This is a genomic window from Dactylosporangium darangshiense, assembly GCF_039537565.1.
GTDB lineage: Bacteria > Actinomycetota > Actinomycetes > Mycobacteriales > Micromonosporaceae > Dactylosporangium > Dactylosporangium darangshiense.
On sequence record NZ_BAABAT010000012.1, the window covers coordinates 21905 to 47729 of the forward strand.

Consider the following 25825-nt stretch of genomic DNA (forward strand, 5'->3'; position numbering starts at 1 on the left):
TCCCCGGTGCCGACAGTCCTCCTGCTGGGCGGCACCGGGGAGGCGCGCCGGCTGGCCTCGGTGCTGCTGCCGGCGTACCGCGTGATCTCCTCCCTCGCCGGGCGCGTCGCCGCCCCGACGCTCCCGGCGGGGGAGGTACGCGTCGGAGGCTTCGGCGGCCCCGAGGGCCTCGCCGCCTACCTGCGCGCGGAGCGCGTCGACGCGGTCGTCGACGCCACGCACCCCTTCGCCGCCCGGATGTCGGCCAACGCCGCGGCCGCGTGCGCCACCGCCGGCGTCCCGCTGCTCGTCCTGCGCCGCCCCGGCTTCGCGCTGCAGCCCGGCGACGACTGGCGCCACGTGCCGTCGCTCGAGGCGGCCGCCGCCCTGCTGCCCGCCCTGGCCGAGCGCGTCTTCCTCACCACCGGCCGCCAGGGCCTCGCCCATTTCGCGCACCTGACGGCGCAGTGGTTTCTCGTTCGCTGTGTGGATCCGCCGGTACCCCCGGTGCCGCCCCGCCTCGAAGTCGTCCTCGACCGGGGCCCGTTCACCGTCGCGGGCGAGACGGAGCTCATGCGCCGACACGACATCGGCGCGCTGGTGACCAAGGACAGCGGCGGCGAGATGACCTCGGCCAAGCTCGACGCCGCGCGCGCCCTGCGCCTGCCCGTGGTGATCGTCGACCGCCCGCCGGCGACGCCCGGCGTGCCGGTGCTGTCCACAGTGGACGAGGTCGTCGCCGCGCTGCCGGTCTAGGCTTCGTGCACCAGCGCGGTGAGCGCGTCCGCGGTCGGCTCGTCGGCCGGCAGGAACGCCTCCAGGCGCAGCTCGGCAAGCGCGACGTCGACGGCGGTGCCGAAGTGGGTCAGCGTCGTGATCAGCCGCAGCTCGCCGTCGCCGTGACGCAGCCGCAGCGGTACCGCAAAGCCCAGATACTGCGGCCCCGGCGTTCTGCGTGGCGGCGCCTGGGCGGCGAGCTCGTCGGCGAGCGCCCGGAGCCGCTCGTCGGGATTGCGCTCGCTCTCCTCCCGCAGCCGGTCGACGATGTGCCACGCCCACTCGTCGAGGTTGACGATCCGCGGCGCCAGCCCTTCGGGGTCCAGCAGCACCCGCGGCACGCTCACCGGCGGCGCGAGCAGCCGCGGCGCGATGCCCCTCGCGATGGCGTAGAACCCGGCGTTGGCCGAGACCAGGTCGCCGTGCCGGTCGACGACCACGGCCGGGTAGGGCAGGTGCCCGCGCAGGATGTTCTCCAGCGCCGCCCGCACCGGCCCCAGCTCGGGCGCGTCGAGCCGCCCCTGCCCGTACGCCGGCGCGAACCCCGCCGCCAGCAGCAGCTCGTTGCGCTCCCGGATCGGCACGGCCAGGGACTCCGCCAGCCGGATGATCATCGACCGCCCCGGCGCCGAGCGCCCGCTCTCGAGGAAGCTCACGTACCGCTGTGTCGTCCCGGCCCGCACCGCCAGCTCCAGCTGGCTGACCCGGCGCCGGGTCCGCCACTGCCGCAGCGCCCCGCCGAACGTCGCTGTGCTCACCCGTCATGTCTATCCGCTGCGCTGTCACCCCGCGATTCCCTGCAGGGAATTGCCGCGTGTCACGCCCGCCGCGCACAGTCCCTCTCATGACCGATCTCGAGACCGTTGTCGAGTCCTACGTGTTGACCAGCGGCGCCGGCATCGAGGGTCTGTCCCTGCGCTCGGCCCCGCCGCGCGACCCCGGCCCCGGCGAGGTCGCCATCACCGTGCACGCGGCATCGCTGAGCTACCGCGAGCTTCTGGTGGCGCGCGGCACGTACGTCCTCCCGGTGAAGCCCGACGTGATCCCGGTCTCCGACGGCGCCGGCGAGGTCGCCGCGGTCGGCCCCGGCGTGTCGGGCGTCGAGGTCGGCGACCGGGTGACGGCGACCCTCTTCCCGTTGTGGCAGCAGGGCCCCCTGGCGGCCGAGCTGCTCCCGCAGCTGGGCGGCACCCTCGACGGCTTCCTGACGCAGCGCGCCATCGTCCCGGCGTCGGCCCTGGTCGCGATCCCTGCGCACCTGTCGTACGCCGAGGCGGCCACCCTCCCGTGCGCCGCGGTGACGGCCTGGAACGCCCTGACCGGCCTCCACAGTGGACAAACCGTCCTCGTCACCGGCTCCGGCGGCGTCTCCCTCTTCGCCCTGCAGTTCGCGAAGCTCCTGGGCGCTCGGGTGATCGCCACGACGGGCCGCCGCGAGAAGGAACCTCGCCTGCGCGCGCTCGGCGCCGACGAGGTCGTGAACTACGCCGACGACCACGAGTGGCCCTCGACGGTGCGCGCCCTGACGGGCGGCCGCGGCGCCGACCGCATCGTCGACACCGCGGGCACCCTGGAGCAGTCGCTGCGCTCGGTCGCGGTGGACGGCCACGTCGCGTTCGTCGGCGCCCTGTCCGGCGCCTGGTCCCCGCTGGACCCCCGCCTCCTCTTCGCCGCGGCGGCAACGCTGCGCGCGGTGGCGGTCGGCAGCAGGGCCCAGTTCGTCGAGATGAACGAGACGATCGCGGCCCACGCCATGCGCCCGGTGATCGACCGGGTCTTCCCCTTCGACGAGGCGGCCGAAGCCTACCGCTACTACGAGTCCGCCAGCCCCTTGGGCAAGGTCGTGATCGCGGTGCGCTGACCGAACAACAGCAGCAGGGGGAGGGTCGCGGCGATCGCCAGGCCCAGCCAGGCCAGCACGGGGTAGCCGGATGCCGCGGCGAGCGGGCCCGACAGGCCGCCGCCCGTCGCGGCCGCCGCGCCCATGCCGATCTCACCCCAGGCCTCGCGGCGCGGGCGGGCCGCGGATGGCACGCCCTCGACGAGCATGGTGCTGCCGGCGACGAGGCACAGGTTCCAGCCCGCGCCCAGGAGGAACAGGCCGGCGATCAACGCCGAATGATCTCCGGCGGCGACCGCGACGCACGAGAGGGCGAGCGCGGCGGCGCCGAGCAGAGCCGTGCGGGTCGGGCCCGACGATGCGACCAGGCGGGTCGACAACGCCGACGGGGCGAACATGCCGGCGATGTGCGCGCTGATGACGGCGCCGATCGCGGTTGCGGACGAGCCGGTGTGTGCCAGGTGGAGCGGGGCCAGGGTCGTCACGCCGACCATGATCAGGTTGGCGAGCGTGAGCACCGCCAGGCCGGCGCGGGCGGGGCGCCCCGCGGGTGACGGCGGCACGGGCGGAGCGCCAGGTGCGCGGGGGACCGGGAGGTAGCAGGCGGCGGACAGGACGAAGGCGGCGGCCGCCACCGGATAGGGGTGGCCGGTGCCGAGCAGCAGGGGGCCGGCGATCGCGCCCGCCGCCGTTGCCGTCAGGACCGCGGTCATGGAGCCGGCGAGGTCGGCGGCGGCATACCGGGTCAGCATCACCGCGGCGTTGCCCGCGCCGATGAGCAGGGTGCCCGCCAGGACCGCGGGGAGGCTGGGCCAGTATGCGGCGGCGGCGACCAGCGCGCAGCCGGCCGCGGCCGTCAGGGCGCCTGCGGCCAGGGCGCGTGGGCGGCCCGCGCGGCGGGTGAGCGCGGACAGGGCGAGAGCGGCGAGGGCGGCGCCGGCGACGAGCGCGGCCTGTGGCAGGCCGGCCGCCGCGGTGCCGCCGCCGATGCGTTCGGCCAGCACGGCGCCCGCGGCGCCGGCCAGGGACTGGGCCAGGCCGCCTGCCGCGGCGGCCATCCACAACCAGGTCATGCCGGTCAACCGTAGGCAGGTCGGGCAGCGCGGCACATGGGCGATGCGCGTCGATCGGCGGGCGTGACCTTGCGCTCGTAACGTGCTTTGCATGACGAGTTCACGACCGTACGAGCCGGACGCTGTGGACTGGCGGCTGCTGGCCGAGCTGCAGGCCGACGCGCGGGTTTCGTTCAACGAGCTGTCGCGGCGGGTGCACCTGTCGGCGCCGGCGGTGGCGGAGCGCGTCAGGCGGATGCAGGAGGCGGGGGTCATCGCCGGCTACCGGGCGAGCGTGGACCCCGCCGCCGTCGGGCAGGGCGTGCGGGCGTTCGTGCAGCTGCGCTGCCGGCCGGGCGCGTGCCTGCTGCGGACCACCTCCGAGGCCGACTATCCCGAGGTCGCGGCGATCCACCGGCTTTCCGGCGAGCATTGCACGCTCATCGAGGTCCGGGCCACCGACCTCGCGCATTTCGAAGGCGTGGTCGAGCGGCTCGGCACGCACGGGGAACTGCGCACGCACATCGTGTTGTCGACGCAGTACGAAGGCAGGCCCGTCGGGCCGCTGGATACGCATCGGCCGGTCACGCCGTCGGCTGGGTGGTCGAACCGCGGGGCGTAGTGGTGCGTGCGCGCCGCGCACGGTCAGGTTCGTATCGGCGCATCTACGCGGCGTTCAGATCGCCAGATCCGCGTGCATCTCCCAGACGAGGATCTCGGCGGGCTCGGTGGCGCTGACCCGCTGGCCGCCGCCGGCCGTGAAGCGGACGGCGTCGCCGGCGCTCAGCGTACCGGTGCCTTCCAGGCCGACCGTTCCGCGCGTCACGAACAGGTGCAGGAACGGAGCGTCCGGCAGCTGGACCGGCTGCCCCGGCAGGAGCCGGGCCGCGTACAGGGCTGCGTGGCGGTTCCTGATCCGGATCGCGGTCGCGCCGTCGTGCTTGGCCATCCCGGAGGCCACCGTGACGAGGCCGCCTGACAGCAGCTCGTGGTCGATCTCCAGCTGTTCGTAGCCCGGCGTGACGCCTACCTCGTCGGGCACGACCCACATCTGGACCAAGTGGACCGGGTCCGTGTGCGGCTCGCCGCCCAGCCGCCACGAGTCGTTCTTCTCCGAGTGCTGAATGCCGGTGCCGGCGCTCATCCGCTGTGCGAGGCCCGGATAGATGATGCCGGAGTTGCCGACCGAGTCCTGGTGCACCAGCGCACCGTCGAGGACCCAGGTGACGATCTCCATGTCCTTGTGGGGATGGGTCTCGAAACCGGCGCCAGGCCGGATGACGTCCTCGTTGTGGACGAGCAGCAGGCCGTGGTGGGTGTTGTCCGGGTCGTAGGGCTGGCCGCCGACCCAGAAGGAGTGCCGGCCGCGAAGCCACGAGAGGTTGGTCTCCGACCGCTCTGGCGACCTTCGGACGTCGACCAGCGGCGTACGCGTCGTGGTCATGATCAGGAGTTGGCCGGAGCGTTCACGGCGGCGGCGAAGTCGGGCTGTACGCCGAGCTGGGAGAGCATGATGCTCAGGCCGACGTAGCAGTTGAATTCCTTGATCTTGCCGTTTTCGATGTACCAGAAGTCGGCGGTGGGGATGTCCAGCCGGGCTCCGGTGGGCTGCACGATGCCGGCCGGGGTGGGGAACGGCCCGGTGAAGGTGCCCTGTATGGACAGCTCGACCGCGACGACGTTGCCCACGACGTGGAAGCGGTGCAGTTCGCGGTGCACGTCGGGGGCGAGCCGGCCCATGAAGACGACCAGGTCGCCGAGGTGCTCGCCGCGGTAGCTCTCCCCGGCGACGATGTTGTTGAAGACGCCGTCCTCGGCGAAGAGGTCGATGAAGCCCTGCACGTCCAGCACGCTGCCTTCGGCGGCGTGGTACGCCTGGCGGACGATGGTCTCGGGATCGGTGGTCATGGTTGGGTCTCCTGTTCGAGGCTCCGTACGATTTCAATCGAATGCTTGATTGACTTTATGTCGAGACGCCTGCGTTGGTCAAGCAACTGTTTGAGTTACTTACCGCCGCGCCTGCGCGGCCTCAGCCTCGTCGGAGTGTCCGTGGAACGCTCCGGCCACCACGGGGGTCAGCAGCCGTTCGATCTGCTTGACCGGCTTGGTGGCCAGCTCGCGGCCGATGGGCGCCAAGGCGAGCCAGTTCAGCAGCCCGGCGGCGCATCGGATACGGAAGATCAGCTCAGGCTCCTTGACGCCGGGAAGGTTCGCCTTCATCACCTGGATCGCGTCCTGGCGGCTCTGATCGAACTTGCCCGACAGCCGTTCCCAGCCCTCTGGCGGGTCGATGCCGACGCGTGCCACGGTCCGCATGACGGCCAGGTCCGGTCCACCGGCCGCGATCGCACGCACCATCGGCCGCGCGAATGCAGCGGCGAGCTCCTCCAGCGTCGAGGTGGGGCTCACCGATCTGACCGACTCGATCTGTGCGTCCAGATACTGTTCCAGCGCCAGCTCGATCGCCTTGTCACACAACGCCTTCAGCGATCCGAAGTGGTAGCTGACGGCAGCTACGTTGGCTCCGGCGTTCACCGTGATCTCCCGAAGCGTGAGGCCCTCCTGACCCCGCTCCGCGATCAGTTCCAGGGCCGCGGCCAGCAGGCTTTCACGCGTACGCTGACCGGCCTCTCGCCGGAGATCCGCCTTCTCTGCCATCACACCGCACCCCGATGCCTGATCAACGCTTCGTCAAGCGCGTGTTTGAGTTTAGCGGCGGTAGCGGGCGCCCGGTCATCGACCGGCGGGAAACGCGGCCGCGAGGTCCGCCCGGGCCGCGTCGTCGAGCTCGACCGAGGCGCTGGCGAGGTTCTCAGCCAGATGGGTGCGTGTACGCGTACCCGGAATGAGAAGAATGTTGGGCGCGAGATCAAGCAGCCAGGAGAGGGCGATCTGCGCGGGCGTGGCGTGGAGCCGGCCGCCGGTCGCGGCGAGCACCGGGTGGGACCGCAGCCCGCGCCACTGTCCCAGCGGGAAGAACGGCGCGAAGGCGATGTCGCGGTCGATGCAGAGCTTGAGGACGGCCGCGGAGCGCTGATCGGCGAGGTTGAACAGGTTCTGTACGCACACGATGCCGGTCTGGTCCAGTGCCCGCAGCAGGTGATCGGCCGAGATGTTGCTCAGGCCGACGCCGTCGATGAGGCCTTCCTCGCGGGCCCGGACGAGACTGGCCAACTGAGCGTCGAACCGCGCGCCGGGCACCGAGTCGTCCATCAGCCGCAGGTTCACTGCGGCCAGCCGGTCGACGCCGAGCGTGGTCAGGTTCTGCTCGATGTCATATCGCAGCTGATCGGCGTCGTCGAAGCGCAGGACGGCGCCCGCGGTGTCGCGGCGGGCACCGACCTTGCTGACGATCGCCAGGCCGGCCGGATACGGATGCAGCGCCTCGCGGATGAGTTCGTTCACGACGCGGGGCCCGTAGAACTGGGCGGTGTCGATGTGATCGACGCCGGCGTCGACCGCTGCTCGCAGCACCCGCAAAGCCTCATCGCGGTCACGCGGCGGGCCGAAGACGTTGTCTCCGGACAACTGCATCGCCCCGTACCCGACGCGCCGTACCCGCCACGGGCCCAGCGTATGGAAGCCGGCTACGTCGATGGTGTACGTCACGGCGCTCTCCTGTTCGTTGGAACGAAACGTGTTCTGCGAGCCGATGCCGAGGTCGAGGCGTACGCGTTCGAGAATCAGGAACGCCGTACTCACCGCGCAGCCGACACCGTGCCGGGATCGGTCAGCCGCCGTACGCCGGCAGAATCGCTCCGCTCACCGGAGCGGCCGCATCCCCGGCCAGGAACGCGATCACGGTCGCGAGCGCTTCCGGCGTAACGGAATGCGCCATCACCTCGGCCGGGAAGTACGAACGGTTCTTCGGGGTGTCGATCAGTTGCGGCGCGACCGCGTTCACCCGAATCCCCTGCGGGCGCAACTCCAGGTCGAGGACGCGGACGAGCTGGGTCAGGGCCGCCTTGCCCAGGCTGTACGCAGCAAGACCCGCCGTCGGCTCGAGCCCCGGCCGGGCCGACACGTGCACAATGGAGCCGGATCCGGCCCGCTGCATGTAGGGCACGACCGCCTGGGTCAGCCACAGTGCCGCGCCGACGTTGACGTCCACCATCAGCCTCACGTCCTCGGGCGTCGCCGTCAGTGCGTCGCCCATCGTGAACGCGCCGAGCGTGTTGACCAGCACCGCAGGCTGGCCGGTCTCGGCCGCGATGCGGTCGATGAGCGACTTGGCGACCGTCGGATCGGTGGTGTCGCCCGCCACTCTGCGGATGCCGTCCGCCAGTTCGCTCAGCCCCGCTTCGCTTCGGTCGACGCCGACGACCGTGAAGCCGTCGTCGGCCAGCTTCGCGGCGACGAATCGGCCGAGTAGACCTCCCGCGCCGACAACGATCGCAACTCGATCACTCATGACCCTCGACTCCGTTCTTCGACAGGGCTGCGACGGGGGAGCACGCCTCTACGGCTGGTGGGCGTGCCACTGCGCCCTGCCGCGCCGCTCAGGCTTTCCTGCGCCACACAAATAATTCAAACGCTCGCTTGATATTGGCTCCGGCTGCGTCGAGATGTCAATCAAGCGTTTGAGTTAGTTAGACACCCAGGGCTCGGCTCGGCTCGCGACGGGTGGTCGGCCTGTTTGGTCGGCGCCCGGGAGGGTATGCCGCCGGGCCGGACGGTTTGGCCGCCAGATCGCCCCGGTCGGAGCAGGAACGATGCGCGGGAAGGAACATCCAGATGAACCGCGGAGAAGTCGGCGAGGTCATGGGTGCGGTCGATAACCACGGCCTCTTCTTCTGCGGCTTCCACGTTGCCAAGAACAACCCCACGTTTCAGGTGACGACCATGCACTACTGCGGGATGCGGGGCGAGGGCGACCAGGAGATGCACCAGTGCCTCCTGTACGACTCGGTAAGCCCCGGCGCGAAGTTGCTCGGCGTCGAGTACATCGTGTCCGACAAGGTCTTCCGGTCCCTGCCGAAGGATGAGCAGAAGTACTGGCACCCGCACACCTACGAGGTGCTGGGCGGCGGTCTCGTCGCGCCCGTCATGAGCGAGCAGGCAGAGTTGGAGTTCATGGAATTTCTGCTCACCACCTGGGGCAAGACGTGGCACACGTGGCCTGACCCGAGCACCCCCGTGCCGTTGGGCGAGCCACTGCTGATGTGGTCGCTGACCGGCGACGGCCAGGCGAACGCGGATCTGGTCGCCCAGCGGGACCAGCAGTTCGGGGTGTCAACGGCGAAGGTCCACAAGGAGCGGATCGAGGCCATCGGGTACGAGGTGCCGCAAGTGCCACTGCCCGAGTCCGTGGCAACCCTCGGCCGGCAATGGACGGCCGAGGGCGAGGACAGCCCGACCGTTCGGAGAACGTCCTGATCTTCGCGGCCCAGGGCGGTCCGGGCCGGCCATGACCCAGTCACAGCGCCGACGCGACGCGCAGAGCGCGGCGAGTCTGCGCACGGTGCTCGTCGCCGTCGGGGCGAACCTTGTCGTCGGCGTGGCCAAGGGCGTGGCCGCGCTGCTCACCGGATCCGCCGCCCTGTGGGCCGAGACCCTGCACTCGATCGCCGACACCGGCAACGAGGTGTTGCTGTTCGTCGGCCTGCGCAGATCGAACAGGCAGGAGGACCCGCAGCATCCCTTCGGATACGGCCAGGAACGCTACTTCTGGGCACTCCTGGCCGCACTCGGGATCTTCCTCATCGGTGGCGTGCTGTCGATCGTTGAGGGTGTCCGCAGCCTGCTGCGGTGACCTCGCCGTGGATCGGCATCGCCGTGCTCGTCGTGGCGGCCTGCTTCGAGGGGTACTCATGGAGCGTCGCGCGCAGAGAGCTTCGCTCCCGCGCACGGCGACTGCATCGCACCCTTGTGGAGCATCTGGGCAGGGCGTCGGATCCGACCCCGTCCACGGTGTACCTGGAGGACTCCGCCGCCCTGATCGGTGTCGCGCTCGCGCTCGCCGCGCTCGTCCTGCAGCTGTCGCCGAGGTGGCCGTCACGGTCGAACGGAAGGTCGCCGACGATGGGTGAACGGGCCCCTCACCCGCCCTTGGCGTGGTCCGCGATGCGCCCCGCGGCGGTGTCGTCGGCCGCCAGGTCATCGTCTTCGACCGAGTTGACCTCGTTGTGATCGGTGCGTGGTCGCCGGCCAGGACTCGTAGCCATCCGGCGGGCACGCCCTGACTCCAGTCCGGCACCGTGGACGCTTCCGGCTCCCTCACCAAAGACGAGCACGCAGGCAGTCGCACCAGCGGCGAGTTGTCGGCGGCCAGCGTGTCCGCACGACCACGTCGCTCGCCGACTGCCCCGCCCGACAGTTCCGCCACGCGACGGCGTCCGCAGGAGGTGATCCGTCCCGCTGCAGGAGGAAACCATTTGGTGAGCGTCGCCGCCTTCCTCGATCGACCGATGACTGCTTTCATCTGAAAGAACTTTGATGCGCTGGATCGTCCACAGCGAGCGTGACAACCCGGCGGCCTGGGCCGGACCGATCTGAGGATCTGCGGAGGTACCAGTGACATCAGCGACGACAGAGCAGGCATTGCGGCTCATCGGGCTGTCGAAGTCGTTCGGCGAGAAGGTCGCCGTCGACCGCGTCGACCTGCTCGTGCCACGGGGTTCGTTCTTCGGCCTGGTCGGCCCCAACGGCGCCGGGAAGACCACCTCGTTGTCGATGGCGGTCGGGCTGCTCAAGCCCGATAGCGGCCGCGCGGAGATTTTCGGCGTCGACGTGTGGAGCGACCCGACCCGGGCCAAGTCCCTCATCGGGGTGCTGCCCGACGGCATGGCGCTGCCGGAGCGGCTGACCGGCCGGGAACTGCTGACCTACCTGGGGCTGCTGCGCGGGATGGCGCCCGACGTCGTCGTACGGCGCACCCAGGAGCTGCTCGCCGTGCTGGAGCTCGACGGTGCCGACCGCACGCTCGTCCTGGAGTACTCGACGGGCATGCGTAAGAAGATCGGGCTGGCGACGGCGCTGCTGCACGCGCCCAAGCTGCTGGTGCTCGACGAGCCGCTGGAGGCGGTGGACCCGGTCTCGGCCGCGACCATCAAGGTGATCCTCCAGCGGTTTGTCAGGGCCGGCGGCTCGGTCGTGTTCTCCAGTCACGTCATGCCGGTCGTCGAGCAGCTCTGCGACCACGTCGCGGTCATCGCCGGCGGCCGGGTCGCCGCATCCGGCCCGCTCGACGAGGTGCGCGGCGGCGGCTCGCTCGAGGACCGGTTCGTACACCTGGTCGGTGGTCAGCAGGCGGTCAACGCGGGGGAGCTGTCGTGGTTGGCCTCTTGATCCGGATGAAGCTGGCCGTCCTGCGGCACGCTACGACCGGCCAGCGGGCCGCCGACATGATCGGCGGCGCGGTCCTCGGCGTCGTCCTCGCGGGCGGCACGATCTGGCTGGCCCTGCACGACTGGCCGGACCCCGAGCTGCACATGGACCTGATCGGCGCAGCGTTCGCGATCTGGGTCGTCGGCTGGCTCTTCGGCCCGGTGCTCTTCGGCGGCGGCGACGAGACGCTGCGCCCCGAGCACCTGGCGCTGCTGCCGATCTCGCCCCGCAAGCTGACCTTCGGGCTGCTCAGCGTCGCGTTCGTCGGCGTCGCGCCGGCCGTCAGCCTCATCGCCTTCGCGGCGCTCATCGTGGCCGCGGTACCGCTCGGCGCGGCCGCCACCGTCGTTGCCGTCGTCGCGGTGCCGCTGCAGCTCGTCTTCGTCGTGGTCGTCTCGCGGCTGGTCACCGCGGCGCTGGGCACCCTCATGCGGACCAAGCTCGGCGCGGGCCTGGCGGCGATCATCAGCGGCGGCATCCTCGCGCTCACCCACACCGGCTGGGTGCTCAAGCCGGTCATCCAGCTCGCGCTGCAGGGCGGCTTCCCCGACAACATCTCCACGTGGGTGCACGCGCTGCCGTCCGGCTGGGGCGTCTCGGCCGTCGAGGCGGCGCAGCGCGGCGACTGGCTCGTCGTCGCCGGTGCGCTGCTCGGCCTCGCAGTGATCAGCGTCCTGTCGATGTTGGGCTGGTCGGCGCTGCTGGTGCAGCGGCTCAACCACCGTTCCGCCAACGGCCGGCCGGCCCGCGCCGCCGTCGCCGCCACCCCGGTGCGCGCCGGAGCCGTACGCGCCGTCGTCGGCCGCGACCTGCGGACCACGTCGCGCGACCTGATGCGCTTCCACTACCTGTGTTTTGCGCAGGTGTACGCACTCGTGTTCTGCCTGCTGCCGCTGGTGGTGCACCTGCCGATCTTCGTTCCGTTCATCGGGGTCGTCTTCGTCATCTGGGCCGCCGCCGTCTCCGCCAACCTCTACGGCGAGGACGGCACAGCGCTCTGGCTGACCATCCTCAGCCCGAAGTCGGCCTACAGCGAGGTGCGTGGTCGCCAGCTCGCCTGGCTGCTCATCACCGCACCGGTCGTCGTCGTGGGGACCGTCGTGCCGACAGTCCTCAGTGGACAAGGCTGGGCCTGGCCGTGGGTAGCTTCGCTCGCGCCGGCCCTGCTGGGCGGCGGCGCGGGTGTCATCGTGCTGATCTCGGTGCTTCGACCGGTACCGATGACCGACCCGCACAAGCGCAGCGGCAACCTGTTGGAGAACGGCACCGACTTCACCCAGGTGCTGCTCATGCTGATCCTGGTCGCCGCGACCGCCGCCCCGGCCTACCTCACACTGCGCTACGGCTCCCCGTGGACCGCCGTGCCCGTCGGCGTGGTGTCCGGCTCGGTGCTGTACTGGCTCCTGGGCCACCTCGCCGGCAAGCGCCTGGAGGCGACAGGCCCGGCGATGCTGGAGCAGATGCGCGCCGGCGTGGTGCGCAGGCAGCAGAAGAACATCGACTGGAGCTCGCTCAACGCCTCGATGGACGGGGTCGACCTGGGCGAGGAGAAGCTCGGCATCGCCGGTGCCTCGCCGGCCCGCCGCGCGACCGTCTACCTCTGCCTGAGCCTGGGCTGGGTCCCGCTGGTGGCGCAGGGCATGGTGCCCGCCTTTCTGAAGCTGACCGACCCGGGCCACACCTCCTGGTTCCTTGCGCTGCACCTGCCCGGCCCGCTGCAGTGGCCGATGATCGCTGTGATGGTCCTGCTGGGCCTGGCGATCCTCCTGTACGGCCGGCAGCAACTGGCCAGGGCCCGCCTGGAGACCGCCGCGATGGCCGCCCGGGCCGCCGCCCGTCCCAAGGCCGGCACCACGACGAGGTAAGCCTCCACTTCGGACCCTCACGTCCCACCGGGAGCGGGCGGGAACGACGTCAGGCGACGGACTCGGCGATCAGGTCGTCCTCCGTTGCGCCGCGGCGCCAGTAGCCTGTGAACGTGACGCGGCGCTTGTCGAAGCCGCGCTCCTGGACCAGGTGCCGGCGCAGGGCGCGGATCTCGCCCGACTCGCCGGCGATCCAGGCGTACGGGGTGCCGGTGGGCAACGCCGTCGCGCGGATCGGGGCGAGCAGGCCGTTCTCGCAGCGGAACACGTCCGCGGCGAAGACGCAGCGCTCCGGCTCCGCCGTGATCCACGTGTAAACGGGCAGCGCGGGGTCGAGCCAGGCGTGGATCGCCGCCAGGGCGGGCACCGCCGTCTCGTCGCCCGCGAGCAGGACCCACTGCGTGTCGGGCGGCGGCCGGAAGTCCACGCCGCCGTTGTCCGGGACCGTCGGGCCGAGCGCGACCAGGCGGTCGCCGACGCGCACCGAGGTCGCCCACTGGATGGCCGGGCCGCCGCCGGGGTGCAGGGCGAAGTCGACGTCGAACTCGCCGGGGCGCTGGGCGCCGACCGTGTACGTGCGCATGACGCCGCGGGTGCCGGGGTCCAGGGCGCGCCACTCGGCGAACCAGTCCTCGCCCCGCGGGACAAGGGGCGTGGACTGGTCGGTGCGGGGGAAGAACAGCTTGAAGCGCTGGTCCCGGCCGCCGCCGGCGAAGCGGGACAGGTCGGGGCCCGCGAAGGTGACGCGGACCGCCGTGGGTGTCAGCGGCTCGTGGCGTACCACCTCGACATCGAAGAAGTCGAAGGTCACGACGCGACCTTCTTCGCCCCCGACAGCGACTTGGCCAAGGTCTCCAGCGGGGCGGCGCAGCCCGCGTAGCTGAAGCGCGGCTCGCTCAGCCAGGGCACGATCTGGCCGGCCTTGACCGCGGGCAGGCCCGCCCATGTGGGCTTGGACGTGAGGTCCTTGGGCTGCAGGGCCGAGGTGCGGCTGTCGAGCAGGATCACGTCGGCCTTGTACTTGTCGGCGTTCTCCCAGCTCAGGTTCTCGAAGTAGCCGCCGGTGACCTGGCCGGGGACGAGGACCTCGACGCCCAGCTCCTGGTAGTAGCTCAGGTCGGCGTACACCTTGGGATCCGACACGTAGAGCAGGTCCGGGCTCGCCGAGGCCGCGAGCACCTTGAGGCCGCCGTTGGCCTTGACCGCGGCCTTCACAGCGTCGCTCGCGGCCTCGAAGCGGGCCTTCGCGTCAGCGACCGGCTTCGCGGCCTGGTCGGCGCCGAGGGAGGCGGCCAGGGCGGCGTACCGCTCGATGACCTTCAGCAGCGTGGTCCGCGCGACGTTGAGCCCGACGCTCGGCGCCAGGGCCAGGATCTTGTCCTTGCTGTCGTCCGGCACGTACCACAGCGCGTCCGGCTCGTACATGTTGGTGATGAGCAGGTCGGGGCGCAGGGCCGCGTACTTCTCGATGTTGAACTCGCCCCAGGCGTTGCCCAGCGACTCGAGCTTGGCCGGGTCGAGGTCGCCCGCGAGCGGGTCCTTGCCGCCGTCGGCCGCCTTGAGGGGGCCGAACACGCCGACGAGCTGGGCGTCGACGCCGAAGTCGCGCAGGGCGGCCGCGGAGCCGACGTACGCGACGATCCGCTGCGGGCGGGCCGGGACGCTCACGTTCGTGCCGCGGTCGTCGGTGAAGGCCCACGCGCCGCCGCCGGAGGCCGGTCCGGCCGCGCCGCCGGACGTGCCGTCGCCGCACGCGGCGAGCGCGCCGAGGCCGAGAACGCCGGCCAGCAGACCGCGCCGGGAAACGTTGAAGGACATGGTGGGTTGCCTCTCTCTCGATCGGCACTTAGGGTAGCCTTACTTAAGTTGATCGTGTCAAGGCGGTACTTTTGCGCACATTCGTCCGGCTCGCGGTGGCGGTCGGCGTCCTCGTCGCGGTCGCGGGCGCCAGCCTCGCCATCGGCGCGCGGGCGCTCGGGCCCGGCGAGGTCTGGCACGGGCTCACCGACGCCTCGGCGACCGGCGCGACCGTCGTACGCCAGCTGCGGCTGCCCCGCACCGTCCTCGGCCTGCTCATCGGCGTCGCGCTGGGCCTCGCCGGCGCGCTGATGCAGGCCCTGACCCGCAACCCGCTCGCCGACCCGGGCCTGCTCGGCGTCAACGCGGGCGCATCGGCGGCCGTCGTCACCGCCATCGCCTACCTCGGCGTGACCGACCTCAGCGGCTACGTCTGGTTCGCCTTCGGCGGTGCGGCCCTGGTGTCCGTCGTGGTCTGGGCCGTGGCCGGCGGTCGCGGCGCATCCCCGGGCGGTCTGGCCCTCAGCGGTACCGCGGTGACGGCCGCCCTCTACGCCTACGTCTCGGCCGTGCAGCTGCTGGACACGGCGTCCCTGGACCGGATGCGGTTCTGGACGGCCGGCTCCCTCGCCGCGGCCCGCCCCGGCACCGCGACGCTCATCGCCCCGTTCGTCGCCGCCGGCGTGATCATCGCCGCGGTGCTGGCCCGCCCGCTCAACGCGCTGTCGCTCGGCGACGACGCGGCCCGAGCGCTCGGCGCCCACCCCGGCCGGATCAGGGTCGCAGCGGCCGTGGCCATCGTGCTGCTGTGCGGCGCGGCGACCGCCGCCTGCGGCCCGATCGTCTTCCTCGGCCTCATGGTGCCGCACCTCGTCCGCCCGATCACCGGCCCCGACGTGCGGCTGCTGCTGGCCTACAGCGCGGTCCTCGCGCCCGCCCTCCTGCTGGCCTCCGACGTCCTCGGCCGGGTGGTGGCCCGCCCCGGCGAGCTGCAGGTCGGCGTGGTGACCGCGGTGGTCGGCGGCGGCTTCTTCCTGGCCATCGTCCGCCGGCGGCGGGCATGAACGGCCGCGCGCGTACGGCGGGCGTGTGCGCGGTCCTGGCGGTCGTCGCCCTGCTCGTCGCGCTCGTGGCGATCGGCAGCGGCGACTACCCCATGAGCGTCCCCGACGTCGTGCGCACCCTGTTCGGCGGCGGCACCCCCGCCGACGCGTTCATCGTGCGCGAGCTGCGCCTGCCGCGGGTCGTCACCGGCCTGTGCGCCGGCGCCGCGCTCGCCCTGGCCGGCGCCGTGTTCCAGTCGCTGGTGCGCAACCCGCTCGGCAGCCCCGACGTCCTCGGCTTCACGCAGGGCGCGGCCACCGGCGGTCTGCTCGCTGTGGTCGCCGCGGGCGGCGGCACCACCGCCGTCGCGACCGGCTCGGTCCTCGCCGCCGTCGCCACCGGCGCCGCCATCTACCTCCTCGCGTGGCGCGGCGGCGGTCACGGCCACCGGCTCATCCTGGTCGGCATCGGCGTCGCCGGCATCCTCACCGGCGTCAACAGCTACCTGCTCGTGCGGGCCAACATCGTCGACGCGGCCCGGGCCGTGCTGTGGCTGACCGGCAGCCTCGACGGCCGCGGCTGGGGCCAGGCCGCGGTGGCCGGCGGCGCCCTCGCGCTCGTCGCGCCCGTCGTGCTGGCCGGCGGCCGGGCACTGCGCGTGCTGGAGCTCGGCGACGAGCCGGCCGTCGCGCTCGGCGTGCCCGTGCGCGGGCTGCGGCTGGCCGCGCTCGCGGGCGCGGTCCTGCTCGCCGCGGCCGCATCGGCGGCGACCGGGCCGGTGCTGTTCGTCGCGCTCACCGCGCCCCAGCTGGCCCGCCGGCTGACCCGCGAGGCCGGGCCCAACCTGCTCGCGTCGCTGGTCATGGGCGCCGCCCTGCTCGTCGGCGCCGACGTGGTGAGCCAGCGCGCCCTCCCCGGACACCAGCTGCCGGTCGGCGTCGTCACCGGCCTGCTCGGCGGCGGCTACCTCATCTGGATGCTCGCGCGCACCGCTAGGAGAACCCGTGCCCTCTGACCGCCTCCGCGGCGCCGGCCTCACGCTCGGCTACGACGGCCGCACCGTGGCCGAGGGCCTGTCCGTCGACGTGCCCGACGGCTCGTTCACCGTCATCGTCGGCCCCAACGCCTGCGGCAAGTCGACGCTGCTGCGCGCCCTCGCTCGGGTGCTGCGCCCGCGCGCCGGCACCGTCCTGCTCGACGGGCGCGACATCGCCACCCGCCCGGCCCGCGAGGTCGCCCGCACGCTCGGGCTGCTCGCCCAGACCGCGATCGCGCCCGAGGGCATCACCGTCGCCGACCTCGTCGCCCGCGGCCGGTACCCGCACCGCGGCCCGCTGCGCGCCTGGAACGCCGAGGACGAGCGCGCGGTCGCGTGGGCGATGGACGCCACCGACGTCACCGGGCTGGCATCGTCCTATGTGGACGAACTCTCCGGCGGGCAGCGCCAGCGCGTGTGGATCGCCATGGTGCTCGCCCAGCAGACGCCGCTGCTGCTGCTCGACGAGCCGACCACGTACCTCGACATCGCGCACCAGATCGACATCCTCGAGCTGTGCGCGGGCCTGCACCGCGACCACGGCCGGACCCTGGTCGCCGTGCTGCACGACCTCAACCTCGCGGCCCGCTACGCCACGCACCTGGTCGCCATGCGCGACGGGCGGATCCTTGCGGAGGGCCCGCCGGCCGAGGTCGTCACCGAGGCGATGATGGCGGACGTCTTCGGCCTGCCCTGCCGGGTCATCCCCGACCCGGAGACCGGCACCGCCCTGGTCATCCCCAGGAAGCGGTAGCTACCGGCGCCGCTTGTGCTGCGCCCGACGAGCAAGTGGCGCGTCGTCGAGGATCACGATGCACTTGTTCTCCAGGCGGACCCAGCCGCGGCTGGCGTACTGCGCCAGGACCTTGTTCACCGACTCGCGCGACGCGCCCACGAACTGGGCGAGCTCCGTCTGCGTGAGGTCGTGCACGACCCGGGTCGTCCCGCCCTCGGCGATGCCGAACTGGTGCGCCAGCTGGATCAGCTGGCCGGCGACCCGGCCCGACACGTCGGTGAAGAGCCGGTCGTGCACCGTCGCCCGGTCGTCGCGGATGCGCCGGGCCACCACGCGCAGCAGCTGCTCGGTGGCCTGCGGGTGCTGCGCCAGCCAGCGGTACAGCGCCGTCTTGTGCAGCCGCGCCAGCCGCGCCTCGGCGACCACCGTCGCGGTCGTCACCCGCGGCCCGCCGTCGAGCAGCTCGACGTCGCCGAACTGCTCCGCCGGCCCGAGCAGGGCGAGCAGCCCCTCGCGTCCGTCGCGGGAGCGGCGGCTGAGCTTCACCTTGCCCGACAGCAGCACGTAGAGGTAGTCGGCGGCGTCGCCCTCGCGGAACAGCGTCGTGCGACGGGTGCACTCGACCGTCTCGAACTCCTGCACCAGCGAGTCGGCGTCGGCCGGGTCGGTCTCGTCGAACAGCCCCGTGGTGCGCAGGACGGCGAATGAGTACATCGGTGACATCTCTGACCTCCCGGAAGCGCAGACGGCGGGCTGCGGTACCGCGTACCATTCGGACGGTACTAGATACCAAGGGCTCGGGCAACAGCCCCGCCGACGATGCGCGAGGATGGCACGGTGAGCGGAACTCCGGTACGAGAGCGCCTGGTCGACGCGGCGTTCGACCTGTTCGACGAGCGCGGCTTCGAGCAGACGACGGCCGACGACATCGCCGACCGGGCGGGGGTCGGGCGCACGACCCTGTTCCGGCACTACCGGTCGAAGGAAGACGTGATCTTCCCCGACCACGACCGGCTGATCGCCACCGTCCAGGAGCGGCTGAAGACCTCCAGCGCCGAGACCGCCCTGGTCGCGGTCACGGATGCGGTCCGGCTGGTGCTCCTGCGCTACGTCGAGGAGGGCGACCGGGCCCGCCGCCGCTACCGGCTCACCAGCCGCGTCGCCGCGCTGCGCCACCGGGAGATCGCGAGCGTGGCCCGCTACCAGCGGCTGTTCCGCGAGTTCATCGCCGACTGGATGGGCCCGGCGCCGGGCGCGGCCCTGCGCGCCGAGCTGATGGCCGCGGCCGTGGTCTCGGCGCACAACCACGTGCTGCGGCGGTGGCTGCGCCGCGACGCCGACGACCCGGCGGCCGAGCTCGACGCGGCGATGGCGCAGGTGGTGTCGCTGTTCACCCGCCCGGATGAGCCCTCCGGCGGCGACGGCGCGGCCGGCTCCACGGTGGTGGTGCTGCGCGACCACCGCGACCCGGAGTACGTGGCGGCGACGATCCGCCGCGCCCTGCAGCAGCCCTGAGGGCGCCTCAGCCGGCCGGGTAGCGGCGCGGCGTCCAGACCACCGGGCGGGCGCCGCCGCGGTCCTGCACGCGGGTCTGCGACGAGCCGACGATGAGCAGGGTGCGCATGTCGACCTCGGCCGGCTCGAGGTCGGCCAGGCGCACCACGCGCACCGACTCCTCGGTGCCGCCGACGTCGCGGCCGAGCACCACCGGGGTGTCGGCGCCGCGGTGGCGTAGCAGCAGCTCCTTGGCCGCCTCGACCTGCCAGGTGCGCGAGCGCGAGCCCGGGTTGTAGACCGCGATCACCAGGTCGGCCCGCGCGGCGGCCTCGAGGCGCCCGGCGATGACGTCCCACGGCTTGAGCCGGTCGGACAGCGACAGCACGCAGAAGTCGTGGCCCAGCGGCGCGCCGGCCCGGCTCGCCACGGCCTGCGCGGCGGTGAGCCCGGGCAGGACCCGCACCGGCACGTCCTTCCAGCGCGGCTCGGCGGCGACCTCCAGCACGGCGGCGGCCATCGCGAAGACGCCCGGGTCGCCGGAGGACACGACCGCGACCCGGCGGCCCTCCTTCGCCAGCGACAGCGCGAACTCGGCCCGCTCGGCCTCGACGCGGTTGTCGGAGGCGTGCCGGCGCTGGCGCGGGTTGTCCGGCACCCGGGCCACGTAGGGCGCGTAGCCGACCAGGTCGTCGGCGGCGGCGAGCGCGGCCTGCGCCTCCGGGGTGAGCCAGTCGCGCCCGGCCGGGCCCAGGCCGACGACCACGACCTCGCCCTGCCGGGGCGCCGGCCCGGCCTCCGCGAGCGCCGCCGCGGTCTCCTCGTGCACGCGGGAGGGCAGCAGTGCCAGGGAGAAGTACGGCACCGTGGCGGGGTCGACCTCGGACAGTGGGGCGCAGCGCTCGGCGGCGGTGGTGGCGCGCTCGACGTACCAGGCGTCGGCGAGCCGACCGGCGCGGTCGAGGGCCTCGCGGACGGTGCCGAAGGTGCGGCCCAGCTTGAGGATCGCGGCCGAGTCGGTGGCGGCGAGGCGCTCTGCGAGCTCGTCGGCCGGCAGGGTGCCCGGCAGCACGGTGAGCACCTCGTCGCGCTCCACGAGCGGGCGGCCGAGCGCGGCGGACGCGCCGGACACGGACGTCACGCCGGGGACGACCTCGGTGGCGTACCGCTGATGGAGGCGCTTGTGCATGTGCATGTAGGAGCCGTAGAACAGCGGGTCGCCCTCGCACAGCACGACCACGTCCCGCCCGGCGTCGAGGTGCGCGGCCAGCCGGCGCGCCCACTCGTCGTAGTGCTCCTCGATGAGGGTGCGGTAGTCGGGGGTGTCCTCGGTCGTCACCGGGTAGACGAGGGCCTCCTCGACCTGGCCCTCGCGCAGGTACGGCGCGGCGATCGAGCGGGCGATGGAGCGCCCGTGCCGCGCGCTGTGATACGCCACGACCGGCGCCGCGGCGACGAGCCGGGCGGCCTTGATCGTCACCAGCTCCGGGTCGCCGGGGCCCAGACCGACGCCGAAGAGCCTGCCGCTGTCCACTGTGGTCATTCCTTCTCGTCCGCGATCGCGTTGACGGCGGCGGCCGTCATCGCGCTGCCGCCCCGGCGGCCGTGCACCACCAGGTACTCCAGCCCGGATGTGGCCAGCGCCGCCTTCGACTCGGCCGCCCCGATGAACCCGACCGGGATGCCGAGCACCGCGGCCGGCGTCCCGGCGCCCTCGGCGACCAGCTCCAGGAGCCGGAACAGGGCGGTCGGCGCGTTGCCGATGGCGACGACGGCGCCGTCGATGCGGCCCCGCCACAGCTCCAGCGCGGCGGCGCTGCGGGTGTTGCCCAGCCGCTGCGCCAGCTGCGGTACCGACGGATCCCGCAACGTGCAGATCACCTCGTTGTCGCGGGGCAGCCGCGCGCGGGTCACCCCGGCGGCGACCATCTCGGCGTCGCACAGGATCGGCGCGCCGCCGAGCAGCGCGGCCCGGGCGGCCTTGACGACGCCGGGGGAGTGCCCGACGTCGGCGGGCAGGTCGACCATGCCGCAGGCGTGGATCATGCGGACCGTCACCTGCGCGACGTCGGCGGGCAGTGCCGACAGGTCGGCCTCGGCGCGGATCGTGGCGAACGAGCGCCGGTAGATCTCGGCGCCGTCGCGGACGTAGTCGCCGGCGTGGTCCGTCATGCGACCGCGCTCCGGTACCCCGTGGGCGTCGCGACCATCTCCACGTGCCTTCCTCTCGGCGCGCCGCAGCGCCGCTCGCAGCCGGCCCAGTGCACGGGCAGGGCACCGGGTTCGCGCTCGCCGGCCGCCACGGCGGACCGGGCGTCCGCGCGGACGTCGGCGAGCGCCTTGGCGCAGCCCGGTCGCCCGGCGCACGCCGTCACCCCGGCCCACGGCGAGGTCGGGTCGGCGACGAGCCCGGCCGCCACAGCTTCGTCCACCGCCGCCGCCGGGACGACAACGGTCCGCCAGGGCGTGACGATGATCTCCTCGGCCGCGTTCGCCAGGGCCGCCGACTGCTCGCCCGTGAGCAGCCCGAGCGGCACCACGAGGACGGCGGCGGCGCCGTGCGCTCCGGCGGCGGGCGGGTCGCATCGCTCGACCGGCGGCGCCGTGACCTGCGTGCCGAGCCGGGCGGCGACCCGCGCGGGGCCGTCGTCGAGCTCGCTGAGCCGCCAGGCACGGGAGTCCTGCGCGGCGCGCTCGGCCAGGAACGCCAGGGCGGCCTCGACCAGCAGCTTCGCGCCGCCGTCCCGGCCGGCGGGGCGCCCGGCCAGGACCAGCCGGGAGCCGTGCAGGCCGACGTCGCCGCCCAGCGGGGTGACGTCGCCGCGGCCGTCGTCGACGGTGGCCAGGAAGCGCCCGGGCAGCGCGGCCAGCTCCGGCGTCGCGCACAGCAGCGCGTCGAACTCCTCGACGAGGCGCCGGGTGGCCGGCCCCCCGAGGGGGCTGGCGATGATGTTTCGCACACGTTCGTGCGTGGCCGATGGCAGCAGCCCGGCGTCGTCCAGCCGCGCCGCCAGCTCGGTCGCAGCGCCCGGCCGCAGCGCCCGGACCTGCACGTTGCCGCGCGAGGTGAGCTCCAGCACCGGATCGCCCAGCTCGGCCGCGGCCGAGCGCAGCACCAGCAGCTGGGCGGCGGTGAGGCGGCCGCCCGGCAGCCGGACGCGGGCCAGCCCGCCGTCCGCGGCCTCGTGCACCTGTACGGCGCCGGGGCACCGGTCGGGGGCGTCGCGTCCGCTGGCTGCCTGCACGGGCCGGATATTACCTGCGTCCGAGCGCCGCCTAGGCTGGCCCGCGTGATCCTGCTGCTGTCGACGTCCGACACCGACCTGCTCAGTGCCCGCGCGAGCGGCGCCGGCTACCGGCTCGCCAACCCGTCCCGGACCGCGGTGGAGGACCTGCCGGCGCTCGCCGACGGCGCGGAGCTGATCGTGGTGCGGTTCCTCGGGGGGTACCGCGACTGGGCCGACGGCCTCGACGCGCTGCTGGCCACCGGCCGCCCCGTGGTGATCCTCGGCGGCGAGCAGGCACCCGACGCCGAGCTCATGAGCCACTCCACGGTCCCGGCCGGCCTCGCCGCGCAGGCGCACGCCTACCTGGCCTTCGGCGGCCCGGCCAACCTCGCCGAGCTGCACCGGTTCCTCTCCGACACCGTCCTGCTGACCGGACACGGCTTCGCCGCGCCGGTGGAGACCCCGGCGTGGGGCGTGCTGGAGCGCGAGGGCGCCGCGAACGACGGCCCGACGGTCGCGGTGATCTACTACCGCGCGCACCACGTGGCCGGCAACACCGCGTTCGTCGAGCGGCTGTGCGAGGCCGTCGAGGCCGAGGGCGCCCGCGCGCTGCCGGTCTTCGCCGCGTCGCTGCGCACCGCCCCGGCGGAGCTGCTCGACACGCTGCGCACGGCCGACGCGCTGGTCGTGACGGTCCTCGCGGCCGGCGGCACCCGCCCGGCCGACGCGCAGGCCGGCGGCGAGGACGAGGCGTGGGACGTCGGCGCCCTGGCCGCGCTGGACGTGCCGATCCTGCAGGGCCTGTGCCTGACCAGCAGCCGCGACTCGTGGGACGGAAACGACGACGGGCTCTCGCCGCTGGACACCGCCACCCAGGTCGCCATCCCGGAGTTCGACGGGCGGATCATCACGGTCCCGTTCTCCTTCAAGGAGATCGACGAGGACGGCCTGACCGTCTACGTCGCCGACCCCGAGCGGGCGCGCCGCGTCGCCGGGATCGCCGCCGCGCACGCGCGGCTGCGCGGCCTGGCCAACGCGGACAAGCGGATCGTGATCATGCTCAGCGCCTACCCGACCAAGCACTCGCGCATCGGCAACGCCGTCGGCCTCGACACGCCGGCCAGCGTCGTGCGGCTGCTCGACGAGCTGCGGCGGCGGGGGTACGACCTGGGCGAGGGCTTCCCGGCCGGCGGCGATGCGCTGATGCACGAGCTCATCGCCGCGGGCGGCCAGGACGTGAACTGGCTGACCGAGGAGCAGGTGTCGGGCAACCCGGTGCGCATCTCCGCCGAGCGGTACGGCGCCTGGTTCGCGACCCTGCCCGAGGACCTGCGCGCCGGCATGGAGCGGCACTGGGGCGCCGCGCCCGGCGAGCTGTTCGTCGACCCGGACAACGGCGACATCGTGCTCGCCGCCCTGCGCCGCGGCAACGTCGTGGTCATGGTCCAGCCGCCCCGCGGCTTCGGCGAGAACCCGGTCGCCATCTACCACGACCCCGACCTGCCGCCGAGCCACCACTACCTCGCGGCCTACCGCTGGCTCGCCGACTCGTCCGAAGCCGGTTTTGGAGCCCACGCCGTGGTACACGTCGGCAAGCACGGCAACCTCGAGTGGCTGCCCGGCAAGACGGTCGGCATGTCGGCCGCGTGCGGCGCCGACGCGGCCCTGGGCAACCTGCCGCTGATCTACCCGTTCCTGGTCAACGACCCGGGCGAGGGCACGCAGGCCAAGCGCCGGGCACACGCCACGCTGGTGGACCACCTCGTGCCGCCGATGGCCCGCGCCGACAGCTACGGCGACATCGCCCGCCTCGAGCAGCTGCTCGACGAGCACGCCACGATCGCCGCGCTCGACCCGGCCAAGCTGCCCGCGATCCGGGCCCAGATCTGGACGCTGATCCAGGCCGCCCGCCTCGACCACGACCTGGGCCTGGCCGACCGCCCGCACGACGCCGAGTTCGACGACTTCCTGCTGCACGTCGACGGCTGGCTGTGCGAGGTCAAGGACGTGCAGATCCGCGACGGCCTGCACATCCTCGGCGAGGCGCCGACCGGCGCGGCCCGCGTCGACCTGGTGCTGGCCATGCTGCGCGCCCGCCAGATGTGGGGCGGCCAGGTCGCCGCCCTGCCCGGCCTTCGCGAGGCCCTCGGCCTCGACGAGTCCTCCTCGGACCGCCTGTCCGTGGACGAGGCGGAGACGAAGGCCCGCGAGCTGGTCGAGGCCATGGAGGCGCGCGGCTGGGATGTCTCGGACATTTCTGATTTGTCGGATAATCCCGAGGTGGTGCGTGTGCTGCGCTTCGCCGCCGAAGAGATCATCCCGCGGCTGGCGAGGACCACGGACGAGCTCGCGATGGTCCTGCACGCGCTCGACGGCGGCTACGTCCCGGCCGGCCCCAGCGGTTCGCCCCTGCGCGGCCTCATCAACGTGCTGCCGACCGGCCGCAACTTCTACTCCGTCGACCCGAAGGCGGTCCCGAGCCGCCTCGCCTGGGAGACGGGCCAGGCGATGGCCGACTCGCTGCTCACGCGGTACCGCGCGGACCACGGCGACTGGCCGCGCTCCGTCGGCCTGTCCATGTGGGGCACCAGCGCGATGCGCACCGCCGGCGACGACATCGCCGAGGCCCTGGCGCTGCTCGGCGTGCGCCCGGTCTGGGACGAGGCGTCGCGCCGGGTCACCCGCCTGGAGCTGATCGGCCTGGCGGAGCTCGCCCGCCCGCGCATCGACGTGACCATGCGCATCAGCGGCTTCTTCCGCGACGCCTTCCCGCACGTGGTCGCCCTGCTCGACGACGCCGTGCTGCTGGCCGCCTCGGCGCCGGAGCCCCCGGAGGACAACTTCGTGCGCGCGCACGTCGAGGCCGACCGCGCCGCGCACGGCGACGAGCGCCGCGCGACCCTGCGGGTGTTCGGCTCCAAGCCCGGCGCGTACGGCGCCGGCATCCTCCCGCTCATCGACAGCCGCAACTGGCGCGACGACCGCGACCTGGCCGAGGTCTACGCCGTGTGGGGCGGCTACGCCTACGGCCGCGGCGTCGACGGCGTCGAGGCCCGCGCCGACATGGAGGGCGCGTACCGCAGGATCAGCGTCGCGGTGAAGAACACCGACACCCGCGAGCATGACATCGCCGACTCCGACGACTACTTCCAGTACCACGGCGGCATGGTCGCCACGGTCCGCGCCCTGACCGGCCGCGCCCCCGCCGCGTACGTCGGCGACAGCACCAACCCCGACGCCGTGCGCACCCGCACCCTGAGCGAGGAGACGGCCCGCGTCTTCCGCGCCCGCGTGGTGAACCCGAGGTGGCTCGCCGCGATGCGCCGCCACGGCTACAAGGGCGCCTTCGAGCTGGCCGCGACGGTCGACTACCTGTTCGGCTTCGACGCGACGGCCGGCGTGGTCTCCGACTGGATGTACGAGAAGCTCGCCGAGTCCTACGTCTTCGACCCGGAGAACCACAAGTTCCTGACCGACTCCAACCCGTGGGCGCTGCACGGCATCACCGAGCGCCTGCTGGAGGCGGCCGACCGCGGCCTGTGGGAGCACCCGGAACAGTCCACACTGGACTCGTTGCGCGAGGTGTACCTGCAGACCGAGGGCGACCTGGAGGACAACGCCTGAGGCGACGGCGCCCTTCCGGACCGCTCGG

General features: G+C 73.1%; 26 protein-coding genes. 12 read left to right on the plus strand and 14 right to left on the minus strand.

The features are described from left to right. Nucleotides 1-6: 6 nt before the first annotated feature. Nucleotides 7-735 carry a cobalt-precorrin-6A reductase gene (locus ABD901_RS22775; protein ID WP_345129138.1) on the plus strand — a complete coding sequence of 243 codons (729 nt, stop codon included), beginning with the start codon at nt 7-9 and terminating at the stop codon, nt 733-735. Here the strand turns inward: ABD901_RS22775 and ABD901_RS22780 are convergent. Continuing rightward, entirely contained in the window at nt 732-1514 is a 783-nt protein-coding gene (locus ABD901_RS22780) for a helix-turn-helix domain-containing protein (RefSeq protein WP_345129139.1), read from the minus strand. The two genes, ABD901_RS22775 and ABD901_RS22780, sit on opposite strands and share 4 nt — an antisense overlap. An 86-nt stretch (nt 1515-1600) precedes the next feature. On the opposite strand from ABD901_RS22780, the gene ABD901_RS22785 reads away from it, so the two are divergent. Beyond that, the gene (locus ABD901_RS22785) at nt 1601-2617 is read left to right on the plus strand and encodes a zinc-dependent alcohol dehydrogenase family protein (RefSeq protein ID WP_345129140.1); all 1017 of its coding nucleotides are present in this window, start codon (nt 1601-1603) and stop codon (nt 2615-2617) included. Here ABD901_RS22785 and ABD901_RS22790 read toward each other — a convergent pair. After that, nucleotides 2569-3669 carry an MFS transporter gene (locus ABD901_RS22790; RefSeq protein ID WP_345129141.1) on the minus strand — a complete coding sequence of 367 codons (1101 nt, stop codon included), beginning with the start codon at nt 3667-3669 and terminating at the stop codon, nt 2569-2571. The genes ABD901_RS22785 and ABD901_RS22790 overlap by 49 nt on opposite strands. A 91-nt stretch (nt 3670-3760) precedes the next feature. Here ABD901_RS22790 and ABD901_RS22795 point away from each other — a divergent pair, with 91 nt between their 5' ends. Next, nucleotides 3761-4270 carry an Lrp/AsnC family transcriptional regulator gene (locus tag ABD901_RS22795; RefSeq protein WP_345129142.1) on the plus strand — a complete coding sequence of 170 codons (510 nt, stop codon included), beginning with the start codon at nt 3761-3763 and terminating at the stop codon, nt 4268-4270. Nucleotides 4271-4324: 54 nt separating this feature from the next. Here the strand turns inward: ABD901_RS22795 and ABD901_RS22800 are convergent, their stop codons facing one another. From ABD901_RS22800 to ABD901_RS22820, 5 genes are all read right to left on the minus strand, one after another. Next, complete coding sequence (locus ABD901_RS22800; protein ID WP_345129143.1) at nt 4325-5092, minus strand: pirin family protein; 768 nt, start codon at nt 5090-5092, stop codon at nt 4325-4327. 2 nt (nt 5093-5094) lie between these two features. Then, nucleotides 5095-5556: an ester cyclase gene (locus tag ABD901_RS22805; protein WP_345129144.1), complete on the minus strand. Its 462-nt coding sequence runs from the start codon at nt 5554-5556 to the stop codon at nt 5095-5097. A 99-nt stretch (nt 5557-5655) separates the two neighbouring features. Then, nucleotides 5656-6306, minus strand: coding sequence for a TetR/AcrR family transcriptional regulator (locus ABD901_RS22810; RefSeq protein WP_345129145.1), 651 nt, complete (start codon nt 6304-6306; stop codon nt 5656-5658). 75 nt (nt 6307-6381) lie between these two features. Continuing rightward, nucleotides 6382-7350 (minus strand): aldo/keto reductase, encoded by a 969-nt coding sequence (locus ABD901_RS22815; protein WP_345129146.1) that lies wholly within the window; start codon nt 7348-7350, stop codon nt 6382-6384. Nucleotides 7351-7378: 28 nt separating this feature from the next. Beyond that, on the minus strand, nt 7379-8059 hold the full coding sequence (locus ABD901_RS22820) for an SDR family NAD(P)-dependent oxidoreductase (RefSeq protein WP_345129147.1): 681 nt from the start codon (nt 8057-8059) through the stop codon (nt 7379-7381). Between the two features lie 323 nt (nt 8060-8382). Here ABD901_RS22820 and ABD901_RS22825 point away from each other — a divergent pair, with 323 nt between their 5' ends. Both ABD901_RS22825 and ABD901_RS22830 read left to right on the plus strand, forming a co-directional pair. Beyond that, the gene (locus ABD901_RS22825; RefSeq protein ID WP_345129148.1) at nt 8383-9024 is read left to right on the plus strand and encodes a DUF1264 domain-containing protein; all 642 of its coding nucleotides are present in this window, start codon (nt 8383-8385) and stop codon (nt 9022-9024) included. 31 nt (nt 9025-9055) lie between these two features. Next, the gene (locus ABD901_RS22830; protein ID WP_345129149.1) at nt 9056-9400 is read left to right on the plus strand and encodes a cation diffusion facilitator family transporter; all 345 of its coding nucleotides are present in this window, start codon (nt 9056-9058) and stop codon (nt 9398-9400) included. Between the two features lie 286 nt (nt 9401-9686). Here the strand turns inward: ABD901_RS22830 and ABD901_RS22835 are convergent, their stop codons facing one another. Further along, a complete protein-coding gene (locus ABD901_RS22835; protein WP_345129150.1) occupies nt 9687-9812 on the minus strand; it encodes a hypothetical protein in 126 nt (41 codons plus the stop codon). 349 nt (nt 9813-10161) lie between these two features. Here ABD901_RS22835 and ABD901_RS22840 point away from each other — a divergent pair, with 349 nt between their 5' ends. Together ABD901_RS22840 and ABD901_RS22845 are read left to right on the plus strand one after the other, a co-directional pair. Continuing rightward, nucleotides 10162-10935, plus strand: coding sequence for an ABC transporter ATP-binding protein (locus tag ABD901_RS22840; protein ID WP_345129151.1), 774 nt, complete (start codon nt 10162-10164; stop codon nt 10933-10935). After that, nucleotides 10920-12839 (plus strand): hypothetical protein, encoded by a 1920-nt coding sequence (locus ABD901_RS22845; RefSeq protein ID WP_345129152.1) that lies wholly within the window; start codon nt 10920-10922, stop codon nt 12837-12839. The genes ABD901_RS22840 and ABD901_RS22845 overlap by 16 nt, the downstream gene beginning before the upstream one ends. 49 nt (nt 12840-12888) lie before the next feature. On the opposite strand, the gene ABD901_RS22850 is transcribed toward ABD901_RS22845, so the two are convergent. Next, nucleotides 12889-13650, minus strand: a complete 762-nt coding sequence (locus ABD901_RS22850; RefSeq protein ID WP_345129153.1) for a siderophore-interacting protein — start codon at nt 13648-13650, stop codon at nt 12889-12891. After that, entirely contained in the window at nt 13647-14657 is a 1011-nt protein-coding gene (locus ABD901_RS22855; protein ID WP_345129154.1) for an ABC transporter substrate-binding protein, read from the minus strand. The genes ABD901_RS22850 and ABD901_RS22855 overlap by 4 nt, the downstream gene beginning before the upstream one ends. A 71-nt stretch (nt 14658-14728) precedes the next feature. Here ABD901_RS22855 and ABD901_RS22860 point away from each other — a divergent pair, with 71 nt between their 5' ends. The 3 genes from ABD901_RS22860 to ABD901_RS22870 are packed head-to-tail and all read left to right on the plus strand — an operon-like array spanning nt 14729 to nt 17470. Then, nucleotides 14729-15700, plus strand: a complete 972-nt coding sequence (locus tag ABD901_RS22860; RefSeq protein ID WP_345129155.1) for a FecCD family ABC transporter permease — start codon at nt 14729-14731, stop codon at nt 15698-15700. Continuing rightward, nucleotides 15697-16695, plus strand: a complete 999-nt coding sequence (locus ABD901_RS22865; protein WP_345129156.1) for a FecCD family ABC transporter permease — start codon at nt 15697-15699, stop codon at nt 16693-16695. Before ABD901_RS22860 ends, ABD901_RS22865 begins: the two co-directional genes overlap by 4 nt. Further along, nucleotides 16685-17470 carry an ABC transporter ATP-binding protein gene (locus ABD901_RS22870; protein WP_345129157.1) on the plus strand — a complete coding sequence of 262 codons (786 nt, stop codon included), beginning with the start codon at nt 16685-16687 and terminating at the stop codon, nt 17468-17470. The genes ABD901_RS22865 and ABD901_RS22870 overlap by 11 nt, the downstream gene beginning before the upstream one ends. Here ABD901_RS22870 and ABD901_RS22875 read toward each other — a convergent pair whose 3' ends face one another. Next, nucleotides 17471-18166 (minus strand): Crp/Fnr family transcriptional regulator, encoded by a 696-nt coding sequence (locus tag ABD901_RS22875; protein WP_345129158.1) that lies wholly within the window; start codon nt 18164-18166, stop codon nt 17471-17473. A 123-nt stretch (nt 18167-18289) separates the two neighbouring features. Here ABD901_RS22875 and ABD901_RS22880 point away from each other — a divergent pair, with 123 nt between their 5' ends. Further along, nucleotides 18290-18967: a TetR/AcrR family transcriptional regulator gene (locus ABD901_RS22880; RefSeq protein WP_345129159.1), complete on the plus strand. Its 678-nt coding sequence runs from the start codon at nt 18290-18292 to the stop codon at nt 18965-18967. Between the two features lie 7 nt (nt 18968-18974). Here ABD901_RS22880 and ABD901_RS22885 read toward each other — a convergent pair whose 3' ends face one another. The 3 genes from ABD901_RS22885 to ABD901_RS22895 are packed head-to-tail and all read right to left on the minus strand — an operon-like array spanning nt 18975 to nt 22191. Then, nucleotides 18975-20489, minus strand: a complete 1515-nt coding sequence (locus ABD901_RS22885; RefSeq protein WP_345129160.1) for a precorrin-2 C(20)-methyltransferase — start codon at nt 20487-20489, stop codon at nt 18975-18977. Further along, nucleotides 20486-21118: a precorrin-8X methylmutase gene (locus tag ABD901_RS22890; RefSeq protein ID WP_345129161.1), complete on the minus strand. Its 633-nt coding sequence runs from the start codon at nt 21116-21118 to the stop codon at nt 20486-20488. The genes ABD901_RS22885 and ABD901_RS22890 overlap by 4 nt, the downstream gene beginning before the upstream one ends. Next, nucleotides 21115-22191 (minus strand): precorrin-3B synthase, encoded by a 1077-nt coding sequence (locus ABD901_RS22895; RefSeq protein ID WP_345129162.1) that lies wholly within the window; start codon nt 22189-22191, stop codon nt 21115-21117. The genes ABD901_RS22890 and ABD901_RS22895 overlap by 4 nt, the downstream gene beginning before the upstream one ends. 45 nt (nt 22192-22236) lie before the next feature. Between ABD901_RS22895 and cobN the strand changes: the two genes are divergently transcribed. Further along, nucleotides 22237-25797 carry a cobaltochelatase subunit CobN gene (gene cobN / locus ABD901_RS22900; protein WP_345129163.1) on the plus strand — a complete coding sequence of 1187 codons (3561 nt, stop codon included), beginning with the start codon at nt 22237-22239 and terminating at the stop codon, nt 25795-25797. Nucleotides 25798-25825 lie beyond the last annotated feature (28 nt).